General features: G+C 56.1%; 22 protein-coding genes and 2 riboswitches. Of the genes, 17 read left to right on the top strand and 5 right to left on the bottom strand.

Going from position 1 to position 22,152, the window contains the following annotated elements:
- Positions 1–29 precede the first annotated feature (29 nt).
- The 4 genes from acsC (at position 30) to ACOYW0_RS23015 (ending at position 3,859) form a co-directional block, all read left to right on the top strand.
- Positions 30–1,382 carry an acetyl-CoA decarbonylase/synthase complex subunit gamma gene (acsC, locus tag ACOYW0_RS23030; protein ID WP_482416081.1) on the top strand — a complete coding sequence of 451 codons (1,353 nt, stop codon included), beginning with the start codon at positions 30–32 and terminating at the stop codon, positions 1,380–1,382.
- 117 nt (positions 1,383–1,499) lie between these two features.
- On the top strand, positions 1,500–2,387 hold the full coding sequence (locus tag ACOYW0_RS23025) for a dihydropteroate synthase (protein ID WP_482416080.1): 888 nt from the start codon (positions 1,500–1,502) through the stop codon (positions 2,385–2,387).
- A gap of 169 nt (positions 2,388–2,556) precedes the next feature.
- Positions 2,557–2,868 carry a hypothetical protein gene (locus ACOYW0_RS23020; protein ID WP_482416079.1) on the top strand — a complete coding sequence of 104 codons (312 nt, stop codon included), beginning with the start codon at positions 2,557–2,559 and terminating at the stop codon, positions 2,866–2,868.
- Between the two features lie 217 nt (positions 2,869–3,085).
- Positions 3,086–3,859: an ATP-binding protein gene (locus tag ACOYW0_RS23015; RefSeq protein ID WP_482416078.1), complete on the top strand. Its 774-nt coding sequence runs from the start codon at positions 3,086–3,088 to the stop codon at positions 3,857–3,859.
- Positions 3,860–4,185: 326 nt separating this feature from the next.
- Here the strand turns inward: ACOYW0_RS23015 and ACOYW0_RS23010 are convergent, their stop codons facing one another.
- Entirely contained in the window at positions 4,186–4,383 is a 198-nt protein-coding gene (locus ACOYW0_RS23010) for a hypothetical protein (RefSeq protein ID WP_180141533.1), read from the bottom strand.
- Positions 4,384–4,821: 438 nt separating this feature from the next.
- Here ACOYW0_RS23010 and ndk point away from each other — a divergent pair, with 438 nt between their 5' ends.
- Positions 4,822–5,238 (top strand): nucleoside-diphosphate kinase, encoded by a 417-nt coding sequence (gene ndk / locus ACOYW0_RS23005; RefSeq protein ID WP_482416077.1) that lies wholly within the window; start codon positions 4,822–4,824, stop codon positions 5,236–5,238.
- A gap of 122 nt (positions 5,239–5,360) precedes the next feature.
- Positions 5,361–6,086 (top strand): RNA methyltransferase, encoded by a 726-nt coding sequence (locus ACOYW0_RS23000; protein ID WP_482416076.1) that lies wholly within the window; start codon positions 5,361–5,363, stop codon positions 6,084–6,086.
- A gap of 387 nt (positions 6,087–6,473) precedes the next feature.
- Here the strand turns inward: ACOYW0_RS23000 and lepA are convergent, their stop codons facing one another.
- Positions 6,474–8,267, bottom strand: coding sequence for a translation elongation factor 4 (lepA, locus tag ACOYW0_RS22995; RefSeq protein ID WP_482416075.1), 1,794 nt, complete (start codon positions 8,265–8,267; stop codon positions 6,474–6,476).
- Between the two features lie 484 nt (positions 8,268–8,751).
- On the opposite strand from lepA, the gene ACOYW0_RS22990 reads away from it, so the two are divergent.
- The 4 genes from ACOYW0_RS22990 to ACOYW0_RS22975 all read left to right on the top strand — a co-directional run bounded on the left by ACOYW0_RS22990 (position 8,752) and on the right by ACOYW0_RS22975 (position 11,790).
- Entirely contained in the window at positions 8,752–9,666 is a 915-nt protein-coding gene (locus ACOYW0_RS22990; protein WP_482416074.1) for a GGDEF domain-containing protein, read from the top strand.
- Between the two features lie 15 nt (positions 9,667–9,681).
- Positions 9,682–10,107 carry a GNAT family N-acetyltransferase gene (locus tag ACOYW0_RS22985; protein ID WP_482416073.1) on the top strand — a complete coding sequence of 142 codons (426 nt, stop codon included), beginning with the start codon at positions 9,682–9,684 and terminating at the stop codon, positions 10,105–10,107.
- A gap of 115 nt (positions 10,108–10,222) precedes the next feature.
- Entirely contained in the window at positions 10,223–11,161 is a 939-nt protein-coding gene (locus tag ACOYW0_RS22980) for a DUF2156 domain-containing protein (RefSeq protein ID WP_482416072.1), read from the top strand.
- A gap of 110 nt (positions 11,162–11,271) precedes the next feature.
- The gene (locus ACOYW0_RS22975) at positions 11,272–11,790 is read left to right on the top strand and encodes a hypothetical protein (protein WP_482416071.1); all 519 of its coding nucleotides are present in this window, start codon (positions 11,272–11,274) and stop codon (positions 11,788–11,790) included.
- Positions 11,791–11,828: 38 nt separating this feature from the next.
- Here the strand turns inward: ACOYW0_RS22975 and ACOYW0_RS22970 are convergent, their stop codons facing one another.
- Positions 11,829–12,059, bottom strand: coding sequence for a hypothetical protein (locus tag ACOYW0_RS22970; RefSeq protein WP_482416070.1), 231 nt, complete (start codon positions 12,057–12,059; stop codon positions 11,829–11,831).
- A 198-nt stretch (positions 12,060–12,257) separates the two neighbouring features.
- Complete coding sequence (locus ACOYW0_RS22965; protein WP_180141557.1) at positions 12,258–12,458, bottom strand: cold-shock protein; 201 nt, start codon at positions 12,456–12,458, stop codon at positions 12,258–12,260.
- Between the two features lie 571 nt (positions 12,459–13,029).
- Between ACOYW0_RS22965 and ACOYW0_RS22960 the strand changes: the two genes are divergently transcribed.
- Both ACOYW0_RS22960 and cuyB read left to right on the top strand, forming a co-directional pair.
- A complete protein-coding gene (locus ACOYW0_RS22960; protein WP_180141559.1) occupies positions 13,030–13,467 on the top strand; it encodes a universal stress protein in 438 nt (145 codons plus the stop codon).
- A 429-nt stretch (positions 13,468–13,896) separates the two neighbouring features.
- Entirely contained in the window at positions 13,897–14,631 is a 735-nt protein-coding gene (cuyB, locus tag ACOYW0_RS22955) for a cysteate racemase (protein WP_482416069.1), read from the top strand.
- Between the two features lie 517 nt (positions 14,632–15,148).
- Here cuyB and ACOYW0_RS22950 read toward each other — a convergent pair.
- Entirely contained in the window at positions 15,149–15,721 is a 573-nt protein-coding gene (locus ACOYW0_RS22950; RefSeq protein ID WP_482416068.1) for a hypothetical protein, read from the bottom strand.
- 387 nt (positions 15,722–16,108) lie between these two features.
- On the opposite strand from ACOYW0_RS22950, the gene ACOYW0_RS22945 reads away from it, so the two are divergent.
- The 5 genes from ACOYW0_RS22945 (at position 16,109) to ACOYW0_RS22925 (ending at position 22,151) form a co-directional block, all read left to right on the top strand.
- Positions 16,109–17,053, top strand: a complete 945-nt coding sequence (locus tag ACOYW0_RS22945; protein WP_482416067.1) for a hypothetical protein — start codon at positions 16,109–16,111, stop codon at positions 17,051–17,053.
- Between the two features lie 254 nt (positions 17,054–17,307).
- Positions 17,308–18,057, top strand: a complete 750-nt coding sequence (locus tag ACOYW0_RS22940) for a C39 family peptidase (protein WP_482416066.1) — start codon at positions 17,308–17,310, stop codon at positions 18,055–18,057.
- A 94-nt stretch (positions 18,058–18,151) separates the two neighbouring features.
- Positions 18,152–19,234 carry a transporter gene (locus ACOYW0_RS22935; RefSeq protein ID WP_482416065.1) on the top strand — a complete coding sequence of 361 codons (1,083 nt, stop codon included), beginning with the start codon at positions 18,152–18,154 and terminating at the stop codon, positions 19,232–19,234.
- 105 nt (positions 19,235–19,339) lie between these two features.
- The gene (locus tag ACOYW0_RS22930; protein WP_482416064.1) at positions 19,340–21,094 is read left to right on the top strand and encodes an OmpP1/FadL family transporter; all 1,755 of its coding nucleotides are present in this window, start codon (positions 19,340–19,342) and stop codon (positions 21,092–21,094) included.
- A 335-nt stretch (positions 21,095–21,429) separates the two neighbouring features.
- Positions 21,430–21,508, top strand: a riboswitch (cyclic di-GMP riboswitch).
- Positions 21,509–21,579: 71 nt separating this feature from the next.
- Positions 21,580–21,679: riboswitch (cyclic di-GMP riboswitch) on the top strand.
- Between the two features lie 25 nt (positions 21,680–21,704).
- Positions 21,705–22,151 (top strand): hypothetical protein, encoded by a 447-nt coding sequence (locus ACOYW0_RS22925; protein ID WP_482416063.1) that lies wholly within the window; start codon positions 21,705–21,707, stop codon positions 22,149–22,151.
- The last annotated feature ends 1 nt before the right edge of the window (position 22,152 follow it).

Genomic DNA, 22,152 nt, shown 5'->3' with positions numbered 1-22,152 from the left:
CCAGACAGGACCCAGACAAGGAGATACACATGGCTCTTACCGGTATACAGATCTTCAAACTGCTGCCCAAAACAAACTGCAAAGAGTGCGGGGTGCCAACCTGCCTCGCCTTTGCCATGAACCTGGCATCCGGAAAGGCGGAGCTGGACAACTGCCCCTACGTCTCGGACGAAGCCAGGGAAAAACTCGCCGAAGCCTCGGCCCCTCCCATCCGCCCCGTCAAGCTGGGCAAAGGGGTCCGTGAAGCCACCGCAGGCGGCGAGACCGTGATGTACCGTCACGAAAAGACCTTCTACAACCCCACCACCCTGGCCGCCACCATCCCCTCTTCCATGGCTGAAGCCGACCTTGCGGCCCGCCTGACGGCCTGGAACGCCTTCCAGTACGAGCGCGTGGGCCTTAATCTCCGGCCCGAGCTCATCGCGGTCAAGGACGACGGCGCAGGCCCTGATGCCTTTGCCAAAACCGCAAAAACCATCGCCGAAACCTCGGAGTTCAACCTCATCCTCATGAGCGAAGACCCCGAAGTGATGAAAGCCGGCGTGGAGGCCACGGCCTTTAAGCGGCCCCTCATCTACGGTGCCACAGAGGCCACGGTGGAGGCCTTCGGTGAGATCGCCAAGGCGGCAGAATTGCCCGTGGCTGTCAAGGCCGACGGTGTCGAGGCCCTTATCCCCCTGACCGACAAACTGACGGCCATGGGGATCAAGGACATCGTCATCGACTCCGGCAGCCGGGACCTCAAAGGCTCCTTTGCCGATCAGGTCGCCATCCGGCGGGCAGCCCTCAAGGGCGGCAACCGCTCCCTGGGCTTTCCCACCATCACCTTTCCCAGCGAAATGGCCGGCAACGCCGACATGGAAGCCCTCATCGCCGGGATGTTCGTGGCCAAGTACGGCGGCATCGTGGTGCTCTCCGAGTTCAACACCGAGACCCTCTTCCCGCTTCTGCTGGAACGCCTCAACATCTTCACCGACCCGCAGCGCCCCATGACGGTCACCGAAGGCATCTACGAAATCGGCAACCCCGACGAGAACTCACCGGTGATGGTCACCACCAACTTTGCCCTCACCTACTTCATCGTCTCCGGCGAAGCCGAGGGCAGCAGGGTCCCCTGCTGGCTCCTCATCAAGGAAGCCGAGGGCCTCTCGGTCCTCACGGCCTGGGCCGCAGGCAAATTCAGCGGCGATGATGTGGGGGTCTTTGTGAAGAAAAGCGGCATTTCCGAGAAGATCAAGCACAACGAGCTGATCATCCCCGGCTACGCCGCAGCCATCGCAGGGGATGTGGAAGAAGAGCTCCCCGACTGGAGCATCACCGTCGGTCCCCGAGAAGCTGCGCACCTGCCCGCCTTCCTGAAGGCCAAGGTCGGTGCCGCCTGATCCAACGGCGCCCTTGTCGCCCGTCCCGCCCGGTTACCGGGGCGGGACGGGCTTATTTTCCAACTCACGCACGTTTTTCTGTTCTTGCAACATCAACTCAGATCCGGAGGGAATTTTATGGGTTTTCAAGTCATCGGAGAAAGCTTGAACGTTATCGGCAAAGAGATCGGACGCGGATTCAGGGAGAGAGATCCCAAGCCGATTCAGGAAGAGGCCCTCTTCCAGAAATCCAAGGGCGTGGACTGGATCGACATCAACCTCGGTCCCGCCAAGAAAGACGGCGTAGAGCTGATGCCCTGGGTTGTGGAAACCGTGCAGGAAGTGGTGGATGACATTCCCCTGGTCCTCGACACCTCCAACATCGACGCCATCGCAGCCGCCCTTCCCAAGTGCAAACTGCCGCCCATGATCAACTCCATCATGGCCGTGCCCGAACGCTATGAGCGCATGATCCCCCTGGCCGCCGAAAGCGGCGCCCACTTCTGTGCCCTGATGTGGGGACCGGAAGGCCTGCCCAGGGACGAAAACGAACGCGCCGCCCTGTGCGTGGAGCTCCTCTACGCAGCCAACGAAGCGGGGGTCCCCAACGAAAAGATCTGGGTGGACGGCATTGTCACCCCCGTCAACATCCAGCAGCCCCAGGCCGTGAGCCTCCTCAACTTCATGGACATGCTCCAGGACATCGCCCCGGGCGCCCGGAGCACCTGCGGGGTCTCCAACATCTCCAACGGCGTACCCGATCACCTGCGGCACATCATCAACATCACCTTTACCTCCATGCTGAACATCAAGGGCATGGAATCTTTTATCGCCGACGCCAAGGACGACGCCACCATGGGCCTGAGCAAAGGCAATCGCCCCGACATCTATGAGGTGATCCAAAACACCATGGACGGCAACCCGCCTGCCCTGGATTCCCTGAGTGAAGAGCTCCGCGGCTATGTGAAGACCTGCAACGTCATCCTGGGCCACACCCTCTTTTCAGATTCCTGGCTGGAAGTCTAACCATTGCCATGGGACGGGCCGGTTTGACGGGCCCCTTTAATTCCGGTTGAAAACCGGGAAATAATGCCCCCGAGACGACGCACCGTCCCCCCATGAACCCGAAGCCCCGCAGCCCCTGCGGGGCTTTTCTCATCTTCCGACGAGACGGAAGGAGCAACAGGCAACAACCATGGACAAGACCAAACACGACACCAACTGGGTCTACATCTACGTCAACAACCCCGGAAAAGACGAATCCTTTGCCGGGTTCGACGATCAGGAGCTGGGGATTCGCTTCATCCCGGCCTTTCACGACAAAGAGAGCGCCCTGATGTGCTCCGCCCACTTTATGGAACGGCATGCCGTCTTCGAGGCCCAGGCCATCCACCGTGACGACCTGAACCGCTACGCTGCCGAGCAGCGCTTTCTTATCTTCATGCTGGACAAAACAGGGGCCATCCTTGAAAAGATCAGCCCCTTTTCCGCCGCAGGCGATGCCTGAAAAAAGACGCGCCTGGCAAACAAAAAAAGAGCGGCCTCGTCACAATCCCCCATTGATCTGTGTAAAGGCCCCCTCAACCCTTGCGCCACAGGGGCTTATGGCCCATAGTAAAATAAAAGAAACGAACCAGCGGGAACGCGAGTCCTTCCGCGAGTTTTTGACATATCCGGGGAGCGCTCTGTAACGGAGCGCCTGCCCCACGACGGGAGATGAATCTGTGAGTTTGAAACTGGCTTTTGGAGGCAAAGGAGGAGTCGGCAAGACAACCCTTACCGCTCTTATCGCACGCATCATCGCCCAGGAGGAGAAAAAGGTCATCGCCATTGACGCAGACCCTGTCTCCAACCTGGCATCGGCCCTGGGTATCTCCGAAGACATGGAGATCACCCCCATCGCCCAGCTCTCCGACCTCATTGCCGAGAGGACCGGGGCAAAACCCGGAACCATGGGAGGGTTTTTCACCCTCAACCCCAAGGTGGACGACATCCCCGACCGGTTTTCCCTGGAACGGGACGGCGTCAAGCTGCTTGTCATGGGAACGGTTCAAAAGGGCGGATCCGGCTGCATCTGCCCGGAGAGCACCATCTTGAAAGCCCTGATGATGCACCTGGTGCTTCAGCGCGACGAGGTGGTGGTCATGGACATGGAGGCCGGAGTAGAGCACCTGGGCCGGGCCACCACCTCATCGGTGAACGCCCTGGTCACCGTGGTGAACCCCGGCAAGAGAAGCCGGGTGGCGGCCCTTCAGATCCGCAAACTGGCCGAGGAGCTGGGCATCAAACGGGTCATGATCATCGGCAACAGGATCCGCACCGATGAGGATCGAAAGATGATCGAGAAGAGCTTAAGTGATTTCGAGATCCTGGGGTTTGTGCCGGAACTCGATGAAGTGGCGGACTCCGACCGCTCCGGGGAGCGTCCTTACGAACGCATTGAAACCGCCCCCGAGGCCCTTATGGATATCGCCAGAAAGCTCATTGCCCTGGCATAAAAAGCGTAACTATTCAGCTCAAAAAAAACAGCCTCCGGCGGCAAGGTGTGCCACCTTGAAAGCAGGTTGCGGATGTGTTTTGCCCCTCGTTCCTCGGGTCAAATCACATCCGCCTTTAAAGTAAAAATTCACTCAAAAAGATTTTTTAAAACCTGTTTGTTAAACCCGCCTTTATAAAATCAGGCAAACGTTTAGCCCCCGGCAGGCCGCCGGAGGCATAAGCTGAATAGTTACACAAAAAAAAACGCCCCCTTTCTCTCGAAAAAGAAAGGGGGCGTTATGGACGTCTTCGTAATCAGATCACCCGCCATAGCGGGCAAACGCGATTAGGAGCAGCAGGAGCCGGTGGAGCTGCAGCTGCCGCAAGCGGACTCAAGCTTGAGGCTTGAGGTCACTTTAAAACCCACTTCAAGGAAATCGACCTTGATGGGCTGGGCCTGGGCCAGGAACTCTTTGTCTACGATGTAGACATAACCATCCACTTCAAATTTTTCATCGGTGTCTTTAGACTCATCCAGAGCCATGGCAAGGGAGGGGCCCCCTCAGCCACCGGAGTTGAGAAAAATACGAATGGGCATCACTTCCCTGCCCTTGAAATATTCTGCAATCTGTTGCGTTGCAGCCGCAGTCACCTCTAACATGGGACCTCCATAGAAGCTGTAAATATATAAGAAAAATGAAACTTTCGTTTCGTCTATCGGGCTTGGCACAATGTAAACATTCGATTTACCCTTGTCAATAAAGAAAAGCTATGGAAAACCCATCCCCCATGTGGTTTCATCAATACCGTTACACCGCTGTACCGCGTTGGCAACGGCAGCCTCAAAGACCCGGCCCGGCGTCATCAGGTTGTCATCCCAAGGCCATAGATATCAACAGGATAAAACGGGCGGAGACAAGACAGGCCTCCGGCATTGTCATATTCCCTCACCAACCACACAACCCAAGGAGCATTCATCCCAATGGAACAGACGCTATCCATCATCAAACCCGACGGTGTCAGAAAAAACATCATAGGAGACGTGATCCGGCGCTTTGAATCCCGCGGTCTTACCGTTAAAGCCATGCGCATGCTGCAGATGACGAAGCAGGAGGCCCAGGGATTTTACGCCGTCCACAAGGAGCGCCCCTTCTTCGACAGCCTCACCGACTTCATGTGCTCCGGCCCCGTGGTGGTGATGGTTCTTGAGGGGCCAGATGCCATCGCCCTGAACCGAAAGATCATGGGGGCTACCAATTATGAAGAGGCCGAAGAGGGAACCATCCGAAAAGATTTTGCATCATCCATCGAAAGCAACGTGGTCCACGGCTCCGACGCGCCGGAGACTGCAAAAACGGAAATCGCCTACTTCTTCTCATCCCTTGACATCATGGCCTGATTAAAGCATATTTTCCCCCGCCGACAAAAAAACCTTCGAGAGCACCGACGATTCCGGTGCTCTCGTTTTTTTAGGGCATAGCCCTTATTTTCCGACCCAGTCAGGAGATGTCAGACACGACCATGAGCAACGCCCCCATCCCAACCCAAGATATCGCCATCGTCCTGGTGCGGCCCCGCTACCCGGAAAACATCGGATCTGCTGCCCGAGCCATGATGAACATGGGCTTTTCCGAGCTGATCCTTGTTAATCCCCTGGAGCCGGACCAGGAGCGCATGCGGAAAACCGCCACCCACCACGCGGCGGGCATCATCGACACCCTCACCGTCCACGATAACCTGGATGATGCCCTCAAGCCCTTTACCTTCGTGGCCGCCACCACCACGCGGAAGGGAAAAAAACGCCAGGGCCTCATCACCCCTCAGAGCCTGGTGGAACGTGTGGGCGGCCTCTCTCCGGACGACAAGGTGGCCATCCTCTTCGGCTCCGAAGACAAGGGCCTGACCAACGACGAACTCCGCCTGGCTGATGCCCTCGTCTCCATCCCCACCATGGACTTCTCCTCCATCAACCTGGCCCAGTCCGTCATGATCCTCTGCTACGAGCTCTCCAGAAGGCAGCCCACAGGAGAAAAAAGCACTCTGCGCCTGGCCAACAAACAGGAGGTCGGCAAGGTGCATGAGGCCATTGAAGAGCTCCTCATGGCCATTGAGCTCCACAACCCGGAAAACCCGGATCACTGGCCGGCCCGTTTCCGCAACCTCTTGTCCAGGGCCGGACTCCGGGCGGGCGACACCGCCCTGGTTCTGGATTTCATCGGGAAAACCCTGAAAAAATTGAGGGGATGAAAGGGCTTAAGGGCTAAGGGCTAAGGGCTAAGAGCTAAGGGCTAAGGGCTAAGGGCTAAGGGCTAAGGGCTAAGGGCTAAGGGCTAAGGGCTAAGGGCTAAGGGCTAAGGGCTAAGGGCTAAGGGCTAAGGGCTAAGGGCTAAGGGCTAAGGGCTAAGGGCTAAGGGCTAAGGGCTAAGGGCTGGATTGCATGGCCTTGCCCGGAAAGCAAGCCGTTGCGCACACTATTGATCAAAAAAAAGGGCCATGATTCTTTGCGGAATCATGACCCTTTGTCGTTATGCGTCGCCTTTTACAAGAGAAAAGCTGTTACTTACGGGCGAAGCCCGTCAGCAAATGTGCAGGGGCTTTAGCCCCGGAGCATTTGCGAACCAGGAGGCATCGCTTTTAATCGTCGGACTTGAGCACGGCAAGGAAAGCGGACTGGGGAATCTCCACCTGGCCCACCATCTTCATGCGCTTCTTGCCCTTTTTCTGCTTTTCCAGAAGCTTTCGTTTTCGGCTGATGTCCCCGCCGTAGCACTTGGCGGTGACGTCTTTGCGGTAGGCGGAGATGGTCTCACGGGAGACAATCTTGGCGCCGATGGCCCCCTGGATGGCCACCTTGAACATCTGGCGGGGGATCTCCTCCTTCAGCTTTTCACAGGCCACCCGGCCGCGGGAAACAGCGCGGTCCTTGTGGACCAGCTGGGAAAGGGCGTCCACCCTCTCACCGTTGATGAGGAAATCAAGCTTCACCAGGTCGGTCTCCTTGTACCCGATGATCTCGTAGTCAAAGGACCCGTAACCCTGGGTAATGCTCTTGAGCTTGTCGTAAAAGTCGTAGACCACCTCGGCCAGGGGCAGCTCGAAGATCATATCCATGCGGCCGTTGGTGAGGTACTGATAGTTGACACTGATGCCGCGACGGTCCAGGCACAGCTTCATCACCGCCCCCATGTACCGTTCCGGCACAATGATGGACGCTTTGATGAAGGGCTCACTGGTGCGGCTGATGGTGGTGGGGTCAGGGTAGAGGGCAGGGTTGTCGATGATCTCCACCTCACCGGTGTTGAACTCCACTTCGTACTGAACCGAAGGGGCCGTCAGGATAAGGGAGAGGCCGTACTCGCGCTCCAGGCGTTCCTGGACCACCTCCAGGTGCAACAGGCCCAGAAACCCGCAACGGAACCCGAAGCCGAGGGCCGCGGACGAATCTTTCTCGTAAATCAGGGACGCGTCGTTGAGCTGGAGTTTCTCCATGGCCACGGTGAGCTCTTCGTAGTCGTCGGAGGCCACGGGGTAGATGGAGGAGAACACCACGGGTGTGGGATCCTTGAAGCCTGCCACCGGTTCCGGGCAGCCACCCTTGACGTGGGTGATGGTGTCACCGCAGCGGGTGTCGCTCACGGTCTTAATCCCGGCGATGAGGTACCCCACCTCCCCTGCGGAGAGCTCTTTTCTGGGCACCCGCACGATCTGGAACACGCCCACTTCTTCCACTTTATAGGAGGCATCGTTGCTCATGAACTTGATGTTGTCACCGGCCTTGATTTTGCCGTCGATGACGCGAAAATGCACAATGGTGCCCCGGTAGGGATCGTAATGCGAATCGAAGATTAGGGCCTTCAAGGGGGCGTCCGGGTCCCCTTCCGGCGCCGGGAGCATATCCACGGCCCCTTCAAGCACGTCGGCAATGCCGATACCGTTCTTGGCCGAGGTTAGAATGGCTGTCTCGGAATCCAGGCCGAGGTCCTCTTCGATCTGCCCTTTGACCCACTCGATCTCCGCACTGGGCAGGTCGATCTTGTTGATGATGGGGATGATCTCCAGGTCATGCTCCAGTGCGAGGTAGAGGTTGGCCAGGGTCTGGGCCTCCACGCCCTGGCTGGCGTCCACAATGAGCAGGGCACCTTCGCAGGAAGCCAGGGCCCGTGAAACCTCATAGGTGAAATCCACGTGCCCGGGGGTGTCGATGAGGTTCAGCACGTACTCCTTCCCGTCCTTGGCGGTGTAGGGAAGGGAAACGGTCTGGCTCTTGATGGTAATTCCCCTCTCCCGTTCGATGTCCATGGTATCCAGGATCTGATCTTTGAAGTCGCGATCGGAAATGATGCCGGTCTCCTGAATCAGGCGATCCGACAACGTGGATTTTCCATGGTCAATGTGGGCGATGATGCTGAAGTTACGAATATGTTTCATGCCGTTTCGACTGATGCTCCTGAGCGATTCTTCACAGACAGGCTCGCCCGGCTATCTCCCCATGGGGAAAAGCCACCAAGCCCGCCGCGTGAATACTGTGAAATTTCAGATATATAAAAGAAAAGCGACGGTGTATACGGTTGACATAAGCAAACCGAACCGCTATAGTTTTCAAATAAAAACATCATTATCTATCAAATCGGCTTTTGCCCTGTCAAGCCATGGGTCACCCCCCCGCAAGGTCGCGTCACCCAAAGGCCTGCAAACAGGACCTTTCCATGATTCCTCCCCCGGATCATTTTCTACGCACCGGGGGATATGCATAATCTATGACATCACACGTCGTCCATGGTGTCCCGGCCAGTCAGGCCCGGACGGCCCCTGTGAACCGAACCCGGAAATTTCACGCGTCGAGTGCACCCATAATTCAAGGCATCAGAGCTGCAGATGATGCCAACCACTCACCCCGACAACAAGGGTTGCCATGAGTTCTATAGCCATCGTCGATGAGGACAAAAGCGTTCGGGACTCCGTTGCCGATTACCTTACCCTTGCAGGCTTTGATGTCATCGCCTTTGCCTCGGCAAGCGAAGCCCTGACCCACCTTGAAATATCTCCCCTGGACATCGTCATCACCGATATCCCTCTCAAGGGGACCAACGGGTTTGAACTCACCGATACCATCAAGAAAAATTTTGCCACCGACGTCATCATCCTCACCGGGTACAGCACTGGCTACTCCTATGAGGAAGCCATCAACAAGGGGGCCAGTGATTTTGTCTTCAAACCGGTCCGCTTTGAGGAGCTTCTCCTGCGCATCAAGCGGGTGCTCCACGAACGGCGCCTGACCTGTGAACGCAACGAGATGCTCAACCGGCTAAAACGCATGGCCGTCACCGACCCCCTTACGCGACTCTTCAACCTGCGTTATTTCTACAACCAGCTCGAAAAAGAGATCGATCGCTTCAACCGGTACAACCGGCCCCTGTCCCTGATGCTCCTCGATATTGACAATTTCAAAATTTTCAACGATACCTATGGACACCTTGAGGGGGACCGCATTCTGGTCAACCTGGGCAAAGTGATCCGGGAATGCCTGCGAACCATGGACTCCGGCTACCGTTTCGGCGGGGAGGAGTTCACCATCATTTTACCGGAGACCACTGTCAACGAAGGGCTGGTGGTCGCAGAACGGATCCAGAAAGCCATGCGGGACAGCTCTTTTTCTCCGGTGTCGGCCCCTGAACCCGTCATTACGACGCTCAGCATCGGCCTCACCGAATACGCCTCGGGGGAACCCCTGAAAGAGTTTGTCCGCAGGACAGACCGGGCCATGTACCTTTCCAAGGCACGGGGAAAAGATCTCATCTCCCTTTTAAACAAAGACAACACCGAATAGACACGCTGGATCAGGATGATTACCGTCGACTTTCTCACGCACCCCACTTCCGAGGAAAAAAACCGAATTTTAGGCATCTACCATCGCCAGAACTGGTGGCCGGAGTCTGTCTCCGACCCCGCGCGAATCGACCGGGTAATCCAGGGAAGCCACTGCTACGTTGCAGCCTGGGACGACGGGCACATCATCGGCATCGGAAGGGCCCTGAGCGACGGCGTGGGGGACGCCTACCTCCACGACATCACCGTGGTGGAGAGCCACAGGCTCCGGGGAATCGCGCGGCGCATCGTTCAAATGATCCTCACGCGCCTTGAGCAGGACGGCATCACATGGATCGGGCTCATCGGGGAAAACGGCTCCCCGCCCCTCTACCGAAAATTCGGATTTACCGCCCTTGAAGGGGCGGTTCCCATGTACCGGTTCGATACACCCTGCACCTGACCCGGGCAGTTCATGGAAACAGTCCCTCGGACCTTTGGCCGCCGGACGCCGCTCCGTCTCAGCATGGACCGCGCCCTTTAACCCACCACCTCCCATCACACGGCAAGACTCAATCATGACAAAACGACACGACCAGTGCGGCATGGCGCCGCTTCTTCCCGAACACCACGCCGACCTCTTTCCCTACTTCAACGGTCAGTCCAATCCCCTGTGCGGGTACTCCCTTGGCGCCCTCATCATCTGGAAGACCCACGTCTACTACCCGGCCTTTGCCGTGGATAAAAGCGACGTCATCGTCGCCCGCCTCTTTCCCGCAAAGCCCGATCAGGACTATCTGATCCTGCCGGTCCCAAACGGCATCGACTGGGGTCCGGAACGGCTCGCAGCCCTTTGCCGTACCCATGGAATCCCCCGCATCAGCTTTGTCCATGAAGCGTACCTGGAAACCTGGGGCCGGGATGCCGTGGAACGGCTCTTCACCGTCAAGGAGCAGACCGACTACGAGGATTACGTCTATAAAAAAGAGGACCTCGCCGAACTCAAGGGCAACAAATTCAGCAAGAAAAGAAACCTCATCAACCAGTTTTTACGGGAGTATGTGGAAAAAGGACGGGTGAAGGTGGAGGCCATCACCGAAGAAAACCGAGACGAGTGCAAGGCCTTCCTGGCCTACTGGTGGAGCCTTAAGCCCCCGGAAGCTCACACCGATGAGGATGGCCTGGGCGAAAAGGTGGCATGTACCCATGGACTGGATCTCATGGGCTCTCTCCAGGGGCTCCGGGGCATCCTCCTAAGGGTGGACGGAGAAGTCAAAGCCTTCGGCATGGCAACGGACCTCACCAGTGACATGGCCGACTTCAACTTTGAGAAGGCGGACCCGGGGATCAAAGGGCTGTATCAATTCTTCGACCGGCAATGCGCCCGCATGCTCTTCCCGGACACCCCCCTCATCAACAAGGAGTGCGATATGGACGACCCCGGCCTGCGCCATGCCAAGCGTTCCTACCACCCCCATCTGCGATTCAAATCCTATACGTTGGAGCTCACCCCATAAAAATGGGCGACCGACGGGCAAGGCTCTGGTATACATAAGAAAAGGACCCCGGCATCCCGAACGGATGCCGGACAAACACATCGTCTCCGCCACTTTGGAGAGTTGGAACCATGCCCATCGTCCCCACAATCAAACGCTGGCTGAGAAGACTCTTCGCCCGTGAACACCGGGAGGACCTCCTCTCCGGGGTCAGTTCAACGCCGGAGTTTCCGGATCCCGTCTCCCTGGTGACCTGGATCCTCATGAGCTACCGGCATCATATTGATCTTGCGGCCTGCTTTTCCTTGGAGCATGTCCAAGGCCCCTTTGTTCGCCTTGTCCCGGGCGACACCACAACCCACCTCATGGTTCGTTACAGCCCGCCCTTCTCTCCGGCAGAACGCCTGAAGACCATCGGGATCCACCTCCCGGACGGATTCGTCCTCACCCACTGGAAGCGACACGACCACTTTACCCTTTCAGGCCCCAAGATCTCCCCCCGCGATATGGCCACCTTTCTGGACCAGCTCTTCCAGAGGCTCTATCGGGCGGAAAAGGAGTACGTGATGGTCGCCTGGACCGATATCCGCCCCACCTCCCATCCCCCCCAACCCACCGAGCAGGACAAACGTCACGCAGAGCGGTGGTAAGGCTCCGGGAACTCCCTGACACACCCCATGAATGCGTTCTAATCGATCCTGTCAGCCTGGATGGCTGCGTTCCAATCGTAAAGCAGGTTGTCCAGCTCGGTTAACACCTCGTTGAGGTCTGTGTAGGAGCCCTTGCACTCGGCAATAAGCTCGGTCTCGTGGTATGCACGCGCAAGGGAGTTGTCATGTGCCGTGGTTCCCAGTTCGATACGTACCCCGTTTTCGATGGCATCGGCAATCTGGACAAACGTCGGTTCGGAAATCAGCATGGTGTCCTCCTTGTTGTCAATGTGGCAAATCCGCAGACAGCGTCCGGGGGAATCCGAGAGGATGACCCCATCCGTGCCCATGATGTCTATATATAGCAAACACCGCAAGCAACATGCCAGAAGGAAAAAAGCAAAAAAAAGCGCGGCCTCCCTGGGTCGGGAAGCCGCGCTCTGTAAAAGCCGTATGAAAAGCTGGTGCTACTGAACGGTAACGTTCACAGCTGCAGGACCTTTCTGACCCTGCTCAACATCGAAGGTCACTCGGTCGCCTTCGTTGAGGGTTTTGAAGCCGGTTGCATTGATACCTGAATGGTGAACGAAAACATCGGGTCCGTTTTCCTGCTCGATAAAGCCATAACCCTTCTGCTCATTGAACCATTTTACAATACCGTTTGCCATGTGACGATCTCCTCATCATTGTTCTAGTGTTTTCATGCATTCTCATTCCTAAGGTAGATGTCACGATGACACGTTTTTCTTTTTCCTGAGAGCGCAACAACTCCCCCCTTGCGCAGGCCACGTTGCCCACTTAAAACGGGAAGTCTTAAAAGATTTGATCCGTGCTACACACACACATCTTACTGAAACTCTCTCATACTCTTGCCTGCAAATCAATCTAAAAACATCCCGCAATCACCGGAAAGTCTGTGCGCCATAGAAATCATTCGACTTGCTGTACCTATTTCCTCCCCCATGGGGGTACCACCGGGTACCGCACCCCATGCAGGCAAGGCAAACAGGCGCCACCGGCCGGTCTTCGCATCCCCACCGCCTGTCCCTGCACAAAACGGGAAAAAAAGAGCACGTCCATACCACATTGTGGTATAATCTTGATAATCCGGTTGCACCCTTCATTCATCCCCATGCCCTCCCCACCCCACCACGATCCGCACCCCGTGCAACCCCACCAAAACCACACCCTTTCACAGACAAGGGCGGTGCCCTCGCATCTGCCCGAGGAAGGTAACATATGAACAACCCCAAAGTTCTCTGGCCCACAGACTTTTCACGGCGTGCAGAAAAAGCTCTCCCCTATATCGCCAACCTGATCCGTGAAAAAAAAGCCGATGTCCACATTCTTTATGTCATTCCGGACATCGCCCGGCATGAGCCCTGGTACGGCGAGTACGATGAACAGCACGTCAAGCGCCTCACCAAACGGGAGGAGGAGTCCGCAGCCAAGCGGCTCAACCAGCTCTGCTCCAAATACCTGGACGGATGCGCCCTGTTCACCCGGCACACCGCCGTGGGGGAACCCGCAGACGAGATCCTGAAGCTCATCGACAAAGAGGGCATGGACATGGTGGTCATGGCTGGCCACGAGCCCCACATCCCGGATATCGGTGAGCCCACACTGGAAAAAGTAAAGCGCATGGCGTCCGTACCCGTGGAGGTCATCTCCACCTGAAACAGGGGGCGTACCGATTTAGGACCCGTCATCAGCAGTGTGCCATGACGTGAAGGCCCACACCTTCCTCCCGGGCTTCGCCTGGGAGGGGTGCGCGGCAAGGTGTGCCATCACGGACAAAGCCGGGTGCCCCGGGTCCACCCCCAGAGGTATAATTGTGAACAACGGCGCGATTGCCTTTTGCGCCGCCCATTCCCGTACGCCCGCCGATCCCCCAAATCCGTTCGGAAAAGACAACACACCCCCCGCGCCGCCCAAGGGCCTTCCCCATGAATGACAATTTTCCATGCAACCTCACCACATCTGGTGTATAAGATGCCAAAAAGAAGATTGCCGACTTAGGCCCTCAGGCAGGCAGTGGTGTTTCCACCCTCGTCGGCAAAGGCTTTTTTGCTTATACAAAACCGATTACAGGAGTTGCAGAAACAGATGTCTTCGAAAACGTTAGGAATTGTCGGCGGCATGGGCCCGTTGGCCACCGCCATGCTCTTTGAGAAAGTCGCCACCCTCACCCGCGTATCCAAGGATCAGGACCACATCCGTGTCCTCATCGACAGCAACCCCGGGATCCCGGACCGAACCGCCCACATCGTGGCAGGCGGCGAAGACCCGCGCCCGGAATTAACCGCCACCGCAACCCACCTGGAAGCCATGGGCGCCGACTTCCTCATCATGCCCTGCAACACCGCCCACTACTTCTACGAGGACATCACCAAAGGGATCTCCATCCCCTTTCTCCATATGGTCAACGAAACCGCCTCCTACATCGGCACCCACTACCCCGACACCCGACACGTGGGCGTCCTTGCCACCGAGGGCACCTGCAAGGCCGGGGTCTACACCAAAGCCCTTTCCGCCAACGGCCTCACTCCCCTGATGCCCGACCCCGCCATGCAACAGCACGTCACCGACCTTATCTACGGCATCAAGGCTGGGGAGACCGTTCCCATCGACGGATTCATGGAGGCTGTCGCCGCCCTCAAAGCCCAAGGCGCCACCTGCTTTGTCCTGGGCTGCACCGAACTCTCCGTGGCACAGAAACTCTACGGATTCTCCGGCCCTTTTGTGGACCCATTGACCGTCATCGCAGAGGCCGCCATCCGCTTTGCTGGAAAGCACACGATTTCTGAAGGGGATAAGGTATGCCACCCTGAAAGTAAATAGCCGATCGGCTGTGCCCCTCGTGCCCCAGGGAACAGCCGATCAGTATCTTTCACATTGATATCCTCGAAAGGTCCATCACTGCTCCTTTGCCCACTTCGTCGATTCAATTCAGCACATCACGCGATGCCATGCCGTTGCGCCGGATGAATCGGTTTATGCCGCGCCCGATGGGCACGGCATTACCTTTGCCCATCCTACAGGGAGCATAGGGTATCCAGCTTCGTGGGATAATTTGTAGAAAGGCTTGACGGCCGGAAGTGGCTAAAAAACATCGAACAGAATCAAAAAAGCGACCTGTTATTGAATGTATTTAAGACGTTGTGCGAGGCAGGGCAACGGCTATCACGTGAGAATTAACACATAAAATCTAAATATATCTTGAATTATTTCATATACTTAAAGCCAACCACCCTTACCCGTAAGCGATTTAAAATAAAAAAGGCCTACGATGGATTTCCGTCGCAGGCCCTCTTTAACTGACATCGTGCCTCTTTCATACTGAAAAATACAGAGATGTTTACATAGCACTGATTTTGATGGTTCCACCAAGCACTCGTGTAATCGCGCCTGAAGTATACTGAGAGCCAAGCATATCGGAAGTGTTAACAACACCGTCGCCGATGAAATTCGTATACGCACTGGCAACTTCATCAACACTCTTAGATTCATCAACATCAGGTGTAGAAGCGTCGTCAGGTATAGCAGTATGCTCTACCGACGTAATATATATATCGGACTTCTTAGCTGCGTTGACTACTTGAATATTGGGAAGGCCAATTTCAACAAGATCTTTACCAGACTCCTGCTTAGCCTCAATGGTAAGATTACCCCACACCTCAATTGCATTAAACTCAGACTGTGTCACAGCACAAAGAATACCGGATTCAATAGCACCGTCCCTGTTAGTCCATGCGGTATCAGTAGCCTGAGTCTCGACCATCAGGCCCCCGTTTGCGCCTCCACCTGAAAATGCAATTTCCACCCCTTCCTGAGCCGTAATCTCATCAAGATTGCAATCGGCCATTGGCTCAAGAGCATACACAGACATGGGAAGAAGAACCAAAAGGGCCACCAAAAGAATCTTTTTCATTCAAACACCCTCCTTAAATATTTAGGTTAGTAGTGAATCATCCGTCCGACAGCCTGACTGTAACGGAAATGATGCGGCTTTTCTCCCTGCACATAAGAGACCGAACAGGATGTTCGATTACAAGCCACAGAACATCGATTATTCGATGTACTTCAAAATAAACAATGTTCGCTTGATAGAATTGTTATCCACTACAAAATAAGAAGTGTCAACTCTTTTTTTTAATGTTTTTGGATGCCTACCTGCCATTGGGGTGTCTCAGGTTTTGCTTGACCCCCCTGTCGGCTTTTGGTAGCGTGATACTCACGACGTGAACATCGTTTGGAATACTGTTACGCATTTTCATACCTAAGCCAGATTCTAATACCTATGGGGGGGGGAATCAGCATGGCATTTCGAGTTCTCTGGATCTGTTGTCTTTGGGGTACCGTGATATTCATGACCGCAACCACTGCCTCCTCCATTGAACCTCTCACCAACAATGCGATGAGCGCCATCACCGGCCAGGCAACGGTCCAGCCATCCAATGAAAAGAGAGAAACAGTCTATTCCGTCCCCACAGAGGTGACCCCTTCTGACGATACTTTACACATCGAGCTCCCCAATCAAAGCATGGTCCCCTCCACATTGGACGATGACCGATACAATGCCGTTCTTATCGATTTTTTAGGCATAGAAGGCAACGAAGAGCTGGACATTGAGGGTGAAGACTTCCACGGAGAGGTTGAAGTGGGCAACATTGTATATACGGATGAGGACACCCTGACAAGCGTCGTCCTTTCAGGTACTTTTACAGGTTATTTCGAAGTCCCATCCGTATTCAAAGACGGCCGTAACCAGCACGAAGTTCAAGTGTCACCGTCACACATTCCCCAACAGGTACTCGACAGCTACGATCATGGAAACGGAACCCATGATTTCATCCTGAGTCACCAGGGAACCGCATACACGCCTGAGGACATCTCGGACTCTACCCCATCAATCATTGCCAAACCCAACCGCCAGGCCCAACTGGTTGGACGTGCGGAAACCAAACCACTCAACATTCTGGTTCCCCGAGGTCATGGAGACAACACCACCTGGAATGTAATCACCACCATCGAACCGGGAAAATCCTTTGTCCATATTGATATCAACCGCATCACCACGCACCACAAATGCAAATATACGATCAAAATAGCCAACAACGAAAATGGGCTCAACACCGGAGATGTCGGCAGTCGCCCCACCGACCGGTCGGGTACACTGGGCACCCTTTATATGGGAGGCAATGGGAGTACCACCGTTGAACCAGGCTCTGTTGTCATTACCACCTTTGATGACGGGGTATGAATGGCCCTTTGAGCACAAAAGTGTACCTATGAGAGAGCCCTGATATGAATTAGCAGGGCAAAGAGCTTTACATTTTTTTTTCGACTTGATAAGAACATTGTTTACCTTATTAATCATTAGTTTTGCGCGATGATTCGCCGTACCCTTTAAAAACACATGGCGAAACCATTCAGGACTACAGCAACCGCTTCGATGGCGCCAAGATCCTGGCCTGGCGCGTACCCAAGCCATTTTTAATTTCCAAGGATGGACGCATGCATATTCTTGCTGCTTTTCTTATCGGTGTCGGTTTTTTCACCATCTACCATCCCCTGGCCAAGACCCCGGAAAACCAGGTGACGGTTCTCGATCTGGAGAGACCCCAGTTCGGTATCAGCCACCCCGTGGAGTCCATTACGGAGATCGAAAAACGACGGATTGTCAAACAGAATTACGATTACAGTTGTGGATCCGCAGCCCTTGCGACCCTGCTGAAATTTCACTTCGGCGAGCAGTTTACCGAGCAACAGGTCATCTGGGGCCTGTTGAAATACGGAGATGTCAAACGCATCAAGGAACGCCGGGCTTTTTCCCTTCTGGACATGAAAAAATTCGTCACGGTGCTGGGCTATGAGGCAAACGGCTACACGGCATCCATCGAGGATTTGGCTTCCGCCGAATACTGGCCCTGTATCGTGCCCATCAAATTCTTCGGGTACCGCCACTTCGTGGTGGTCAAGGGGATCCACAGGGGCCACGTCTTTGTTGCGGATCCCTGGCGCGGTCACAGCAGCTACACCGTCCCCCAATTCAAAAACATCTGGTTCAAGAACGTCATGTTCATCGTATCGGACAAAGACTCCCGGCCACTGGGCAATTTGGCCCTGATCCGGGATGACCTGCGGTTCATCGATGAAGAGATCACCCGCTTTGCACTGTTCGAACAGGACAAGGTGGAACGACAGCTCGATATCCAGCGGGAGCTCAACCAGTCCAGTGGAGACACGCTCTACTTCAAAAATTAATCGATTCCAATGTGATATTAACCCAGAACGGCAGGCAGGTTTGTTTCCCCCAACGACCCCAGCGTGTTCACCCCTGATGAAGGAGGCGGTTTTGATGAGAAGAGCCGGCATACTGCTTACATGGATCGTGGCCATGGGAATCCTTATTCTCCCGGCGTTGACCTGGGCGGAGGAGGCAGCAGGTACGGATCAGGCAGCCCTCGAATCCATTGCCACCGAGCTTGAACAGCTGAAAAAAGAGATGGCTGCCATGAAGCAGGCGGCTCAGGTCCGCGAACAACTCGAAGCCACCACAGAGGAGAAGGCCGAAGAGACCGAACGGATCCTCACGGCCATCGGCCTGGAGTATATCCTTCGCCGGGAGGGCTCCCTGGGGGTCACTTACGGGGCCAGCTACGCCTTCAACTCCACGGATATCCTCGAAAATGCCAAGACCAACATGACGGTGGACCACACCAGCAACCACACCCTTTACAGCAGCGTCAGCGTGCAGTACGGCCTGAAAAACAATCTCACCGTCAACGGAGCCATTCCCTTTGTCTACAAATGGGACCAGCAATCCACCGCATCGGAACGCAACGCCACCGACATCGGAGACATCAGCTTCGGGCTCCAGTGGCAGCCCCTGCCCACATCCACAGGGCGCGCTTCATACATTCTCAACACCTCCCTCATCGTGCCCTCCGGCACCAGCCCCTACGAAATCGATGTGGACAACGCTCTGTCCACCGGCTCGGGATATTACTCCGTTCTTGCGGAGCTCTCCATCAGCAAACCCATCGACCCCATCATGGCCTTCGGCAGCCTCTCCTACCGCTACGCCCATGACGTGACAGACCTCAACCAGACCCGCAACGGCCCCAACGGGGCTACGGCCCTTAAAGAGGTCTCTCCTGGCGATACCTTCGGCGGCTCCCTGGGTATCGCCTATGCCCTCTCCTACCAGGTGACCCTGCACCTGAGTTGCCAGTACTCTCACACCACAAGCTACGAATTTGAGTGGCATGGCGGAGAACAAAACAAGTCAGGCACATCCACGGCAGCCTCCCTGAACATCGGTACCGGCTGGAAACTCTCCCCGGAAAGCTCCATGAACATCACCGTGGGCGTCGGCCTCACCGATGCCACCTCCGATTTCACGCTGTCGTTCTCCATGCCCTTCAACTACGACCTGTAAACGCCAGAGACGCGCCGGCAGACAATGTCCCGGTTCCTTCTTCAGGGTCCCATGAAGAAGCCATCAGCTTAAAACGAACCCGGCCCCAGAGCCTTTAAGGAAACCATGATGAGAAGAGCTGTGAACACCTTGCGCATGCGATGGCACATATCGGCTGTTTCAACTCTTGCGGTGCTCTGCCTGCTGATCTGTGTCCCACCACATGCCAGGGCCATGTTTGTGGAACAGATGGCCGTCTCCACCCGTGCCATTGCCCTGGGAAACGCCTGCACGGCGGATCCCCCCGGTATCATGAGTGTTCACTACAACCCAGCGGGCCTCACTAAGCTGCCCGACCAGGCCTTCAGCCAGGGCCTGACCCTCCCCTTTATCTGTATCGATATCAGCCTGACCGCGGACCCGGACATGCAGCCGTTCATGGACGGGTCCAGCCCCAACCCCGTAGGACACCCCAACGGGGCTTCGGAGGAATCCAAGGTCGACCCCCTTGCCGGCACCACGGGAAGCAGCGGCCCCTCCATGTATGTTCCCCTGTACAACGACACAATCCCCTTTCTGGCGGGACCGTCCCTGGGGATCTCCTCACGGAAAAAAGACTCCAAGTGGACCTTTGCCTATGCAAACTACTCCCCTTACGCCGTGGGGCTCACCTTTGACGACGACGACAACCCCATCCGCTACCAGGCCAAGGCCCTGGGCCAACAGCACCTTATTTATGCCGCCCCGGCCCTGAGCTACAAGGTCAACGACAAATTCTCCGTCGGGTTTACCGTGGGCTTGGGCCAGACCGCAACCTACGCCGAGCTCGACATGCGCATGCCAAACGAGATGACCGCCCTCACCAGGGTTCTGGGGGATGCCACCAAAGACCTCAACATCCCCATCATCAGCCAAATGACCCTGCCCCCACCCTGGTTCGGCGGGGGTGTGGCCCCGTACGACAAGGTGGCCGAGCTCGACATGAGCCTGCGGGACGATTTTTCGCCAAACTACAACGTGGGCATCCTTTATGAACCACTAAGCTGGCTCTCCCTGGGCATCACATACCAAAGCGAAATCAAGGTGGAACAGGTAGGCAACTGGAATGTTCAGTACTCCCAGCAGTTCAAGGCCATGATCGACTGGCTCGGTGAGGGCAACATCCTGCCCGTTACCGCGGCCATGCTCAACCTTCCCACGGACGGAGAGAACCAGAGCGGCTATGTCACCAGCAACATGACCATCCCGCAACGCATCCAGGCAGGGGTCGCCTTGAAGCCTTCACGGTATTTCCAGTTCCTCTTCGACGTCAACTGGGTGGACTGGTCCGTCATGAACAAAGATACCTTCACCTTTGACCGGCAGGCCGATTTCCTGAGGTTTGCAACCCTCATGGGCTACACAGGCGGCCCGGACGCCCTGATCATCCGAAGGGATTTCGAAGACACCATCAGCTGGGCCGCCGGAATCGAGCTCTTTCCCACGGACTGGTTCACATGGCGGTTCGGCTACGAATGGCGCCCCACCTCGGTGCAGGAGGACCTCTACGATGCCATGTACGCGGTTCCGGACATCCACAACTTCGGCACGGGCTTTGGTATCAAAACCAAGAATGACGTGGTTATTGATGTCTCCTTTGCCTACCTGTTGGGAGATACCGTGGAAATCCCCAACGACGGCAGCATCAACATGAACTCCACGGACTTCAACCGACCCGTATACAACCCCTACGCGGGCCTCGATTTTAAGCAGGAGATGGAAGCCTACATCGTCTCCGTCAATGTCAGCATGCCTATCACCGTCATGAAGGAACACATGCATCATCAAGCGGAAATGGTAAAAAGTGCGTACCATTTCCTCAACCCCTTTGACGACGAATAGCGCTCCGGCACCCCCATACGCCCTTGCCGGGCATAAGCGGTAGCATGCCGCCCTGCAAAACCCCTCCACCACGAAACGCCCCGGCACCTGCCCACCGCAGCAACCTCCCGTGACCATACGCAATCCGGTTCATCCGTTCACAATATTGAAGCCCCCATCCCCTTTGTTGTCTCCCTATTTGTCGATTCTGTCTTGCTTTCGTCACGATCCTGACACCTGAAACATGCCCCACCCCTTGCACCGCCCGCCTCTGCCCGCTCACACCTCGCGGGTGCCTTTCCCTGGCACGCTTCTTGAATTTTCATCCCCACAGACCAACCAGCCGCACATCCGTGCGGCCCCCACGCCAAACCGGGGGAAACCCCGGGGCGGAAAGCCACGGATCCGAGCCATATGGGAAGCCCATTTGCCAAACACAAAGGCTCCCGAACGGGTTAAGCAGCGCACGCGACATCGCTTAACCGAACAACGGACAGCCGGGCTGCCTCCGAACACGCCAAACCAGGGGCGACTCTGGGACGGAAAGCCACGGGCCCGGGACGACAGGTCACACCCTGCCGCATCCCGGGAAGCCGGGTTACCAGCCGCACAGGCGGCAAAGGAGAACACCATGAAAAAGATCACCCTTATCCCTGCCCTGCTTTGCGTGCTTGTTGTTTTGGCCTTTGGATCAACCGCCCACGCCCGAGTCGTTGCCATGAGCGACTCGGAACTGGCCGAAATCACCGGTCAGGCGGGCTTTGCAACCATAGGCAACTATGCGGGCTTTCAACAGGACCTGTTCTCCAACAGCCTTCACCTCGGAGCGAGCGCAGCCACAGCCGGCCTCTTTCAAGCAGCCATTGAAGAGCACACCGGCAACCTCAGCGCCATCCGGGTTGCCGATGACGGTTCATCCTACTCCTTTGACATTCAAAACCCGGGGTTCACCGCCCAGAATTACAAGACCAGCCTTCTTCTAGGGAACCCCACGGGAACCGGCAACAGCCTGGGCACGGTCTCCATGGAGTACATCCGGGTCACCACCCGCGGAACGGTCCGCGTCACCGTCCGTTGAC

Source organism: Desulfoluna sp. HI9BLuna (genome assembly GCF_056829775.1).
Note: the sequence above shows the minus strand (reverse complement) of the source record. Positions and strands in the feature narration are given on the sequence as shown.

What these genes read in the sequence shown, in the direction of transcription:
- acsC (WP_482416081.1), top strand. Translation starts at nt 30, where the DNA reads ATGGCTCTTACCGGTATACAGATCTTCAAACTGCTGCCCAAAACAAAC.
- ACOYW0_RS23025 (WP_482416080.1), top strand. Translation starts at nt 1,500, where the DNA reads ATGGGTTTTCAAGTCATCGGAGAAAGCTTGAACGTTATCGGCAAAGAG.
- ACOYW0_RS23020 (WP_482416079.1), top strand. Translation starts at nt 2,557, where the DNA reads ATGGACAAGACCAAACACGACACCAACTGGGTCTACATCTACGTCAAC.
- ACOYW0_RS23010 (WP_180141533.1), bottom strand. Translation starts at nt 4,383, where the DNA reads ATGGCTCTGGATGAGTCTAAAGACACCGATGAAAAATTTGAAGTGGAT.
- ndk (WP_482416077.1), top strand. Translation starts at nt 4,822, where the DNA reads ATGGAACAGACGCTATCCATCATCAAACCCGACGGTGTCAGAAAAAAC.
- ACOYW0_RS23000 (WP_482416076.1), top strand. Translation starts at nt 5,361, where the DNA reads ATGAGCAACGCCCCCATCCCAACCCAAGATATCGCCATCGTCCTGGTG.
- lepA (WP_482416075.1), bottom strand. Translation starts at nt 8,267, where the DNA reads ATGAAACATATTCGTAACTTCAGCATCATCGCCCACATTGACCATGGA.
- ACOYW0_RS22990 (WP_482416074.1), top strand. Translation starts at nt 8,752, where the DNA reads ATGAGTTCTATAGCCATCGTCGATGAGGACAAAAGCGTTCGGGACTCC.
- ACOYW0_RS22985 (WP_482416073.1), top strand. Translation starts at nt 9,682, where the DNA reads ATGATTACCGTCGACTTTCTCACGCACCCCACTTCCGAGGAAAAAAAC.
- ACOYW0_RS22980 (WP_482416072.1), top strand. Translation starts at nt 10,223, where the DNA reads ATGACAAAACGACACGACCAGTGCGGCATGGCGCCGCTTCTTCCCGAA.
- ACOYW0_RS22975 (WP_482416071.1), top strand. Translation starts at nt 11,272, where the DNA reads ATGCCCATCGTCCCCACAATCAAACGCTGGCTGAGAAGACTCTTCGCC.
- ACOYW0_RS22970 (WP_482416070.1), bottom strand. Translation starts at nt 12,059, where the DNA reads ATGCTGATTTCCGAACCGACGTTTGTCCAGATTGCCGATGCCATCGAA.
- ACOYW0_RS22965 (WP_180141557.1), bottom strand. Translation starts at nt 12,458, where the DNA reads ATGGCAAACGGTATTGTAAAATGGTTCAATGAGCAGAAGGGTTATGGC.
- ACOYW0_RS22960 (WP_180141559.1), top strand. Translation starts at nt 13,030, where the DNA reads ATGAACAACCCCAAAGTTCTCTGGCCCACAGACTTTTCACGGCGTGCA.
- cuyB (WP_482416069.1), top strand. Translation starts at nt 13,897, where the DNA reads ATGTCTTCGAAAACGTTAGGAATTGTCGGCGGCATGGGCCCGTTGGCC.
- ACOYW0_RS22950 (WP_482416068.1), bottom strand. Translation starts at nt 15,721, where the DNA reads ATGAAAAAGATTCTTTTGGTGGCCCTTTTGGTTCTTCTTCCCATGTCT.
- ACOYW0_RS22945 (WP_482416067.1), top strand. Translation starts at nt 16,109, where the DNA reads ATGGCATTTCGAGTTCTCTGGATCTGTTGTCTTTGGGGTACCGTGATA.
- ACOYW0_RS22940 (WP_482416066.1), top strand. Translation starts at nt 17,308, where the DNA reads ATGCATATTCTTGCTGCTTTTCTTATCGGTGTCGGTTTTTTCACCATC.
- ACOYW0_RS22935 (WP_482416065.1), top strand. Translation starts at nt 18,152, where the DNA reads ATGAGAAGAGCCGGCATACTGCTTACATGGATCGTGGCCATGGGAATC.
- ACOYW0_RS22930 (WP_482416064.1), top strand. Translation starts at nt 19,340, where the DNA reads ATGATGAGAAGAGCTGTGAACACCTTGCGCATGCGATGGCACATATCG.
- ACOYW0_RS22925 (WP_482416063.1), top strand. Translation starts at nt 21,705, where the DNA reads ATGAAAAAGATCACCCTTATCCCTGCCCTGCTTTGCGTGCTTGTTGTT.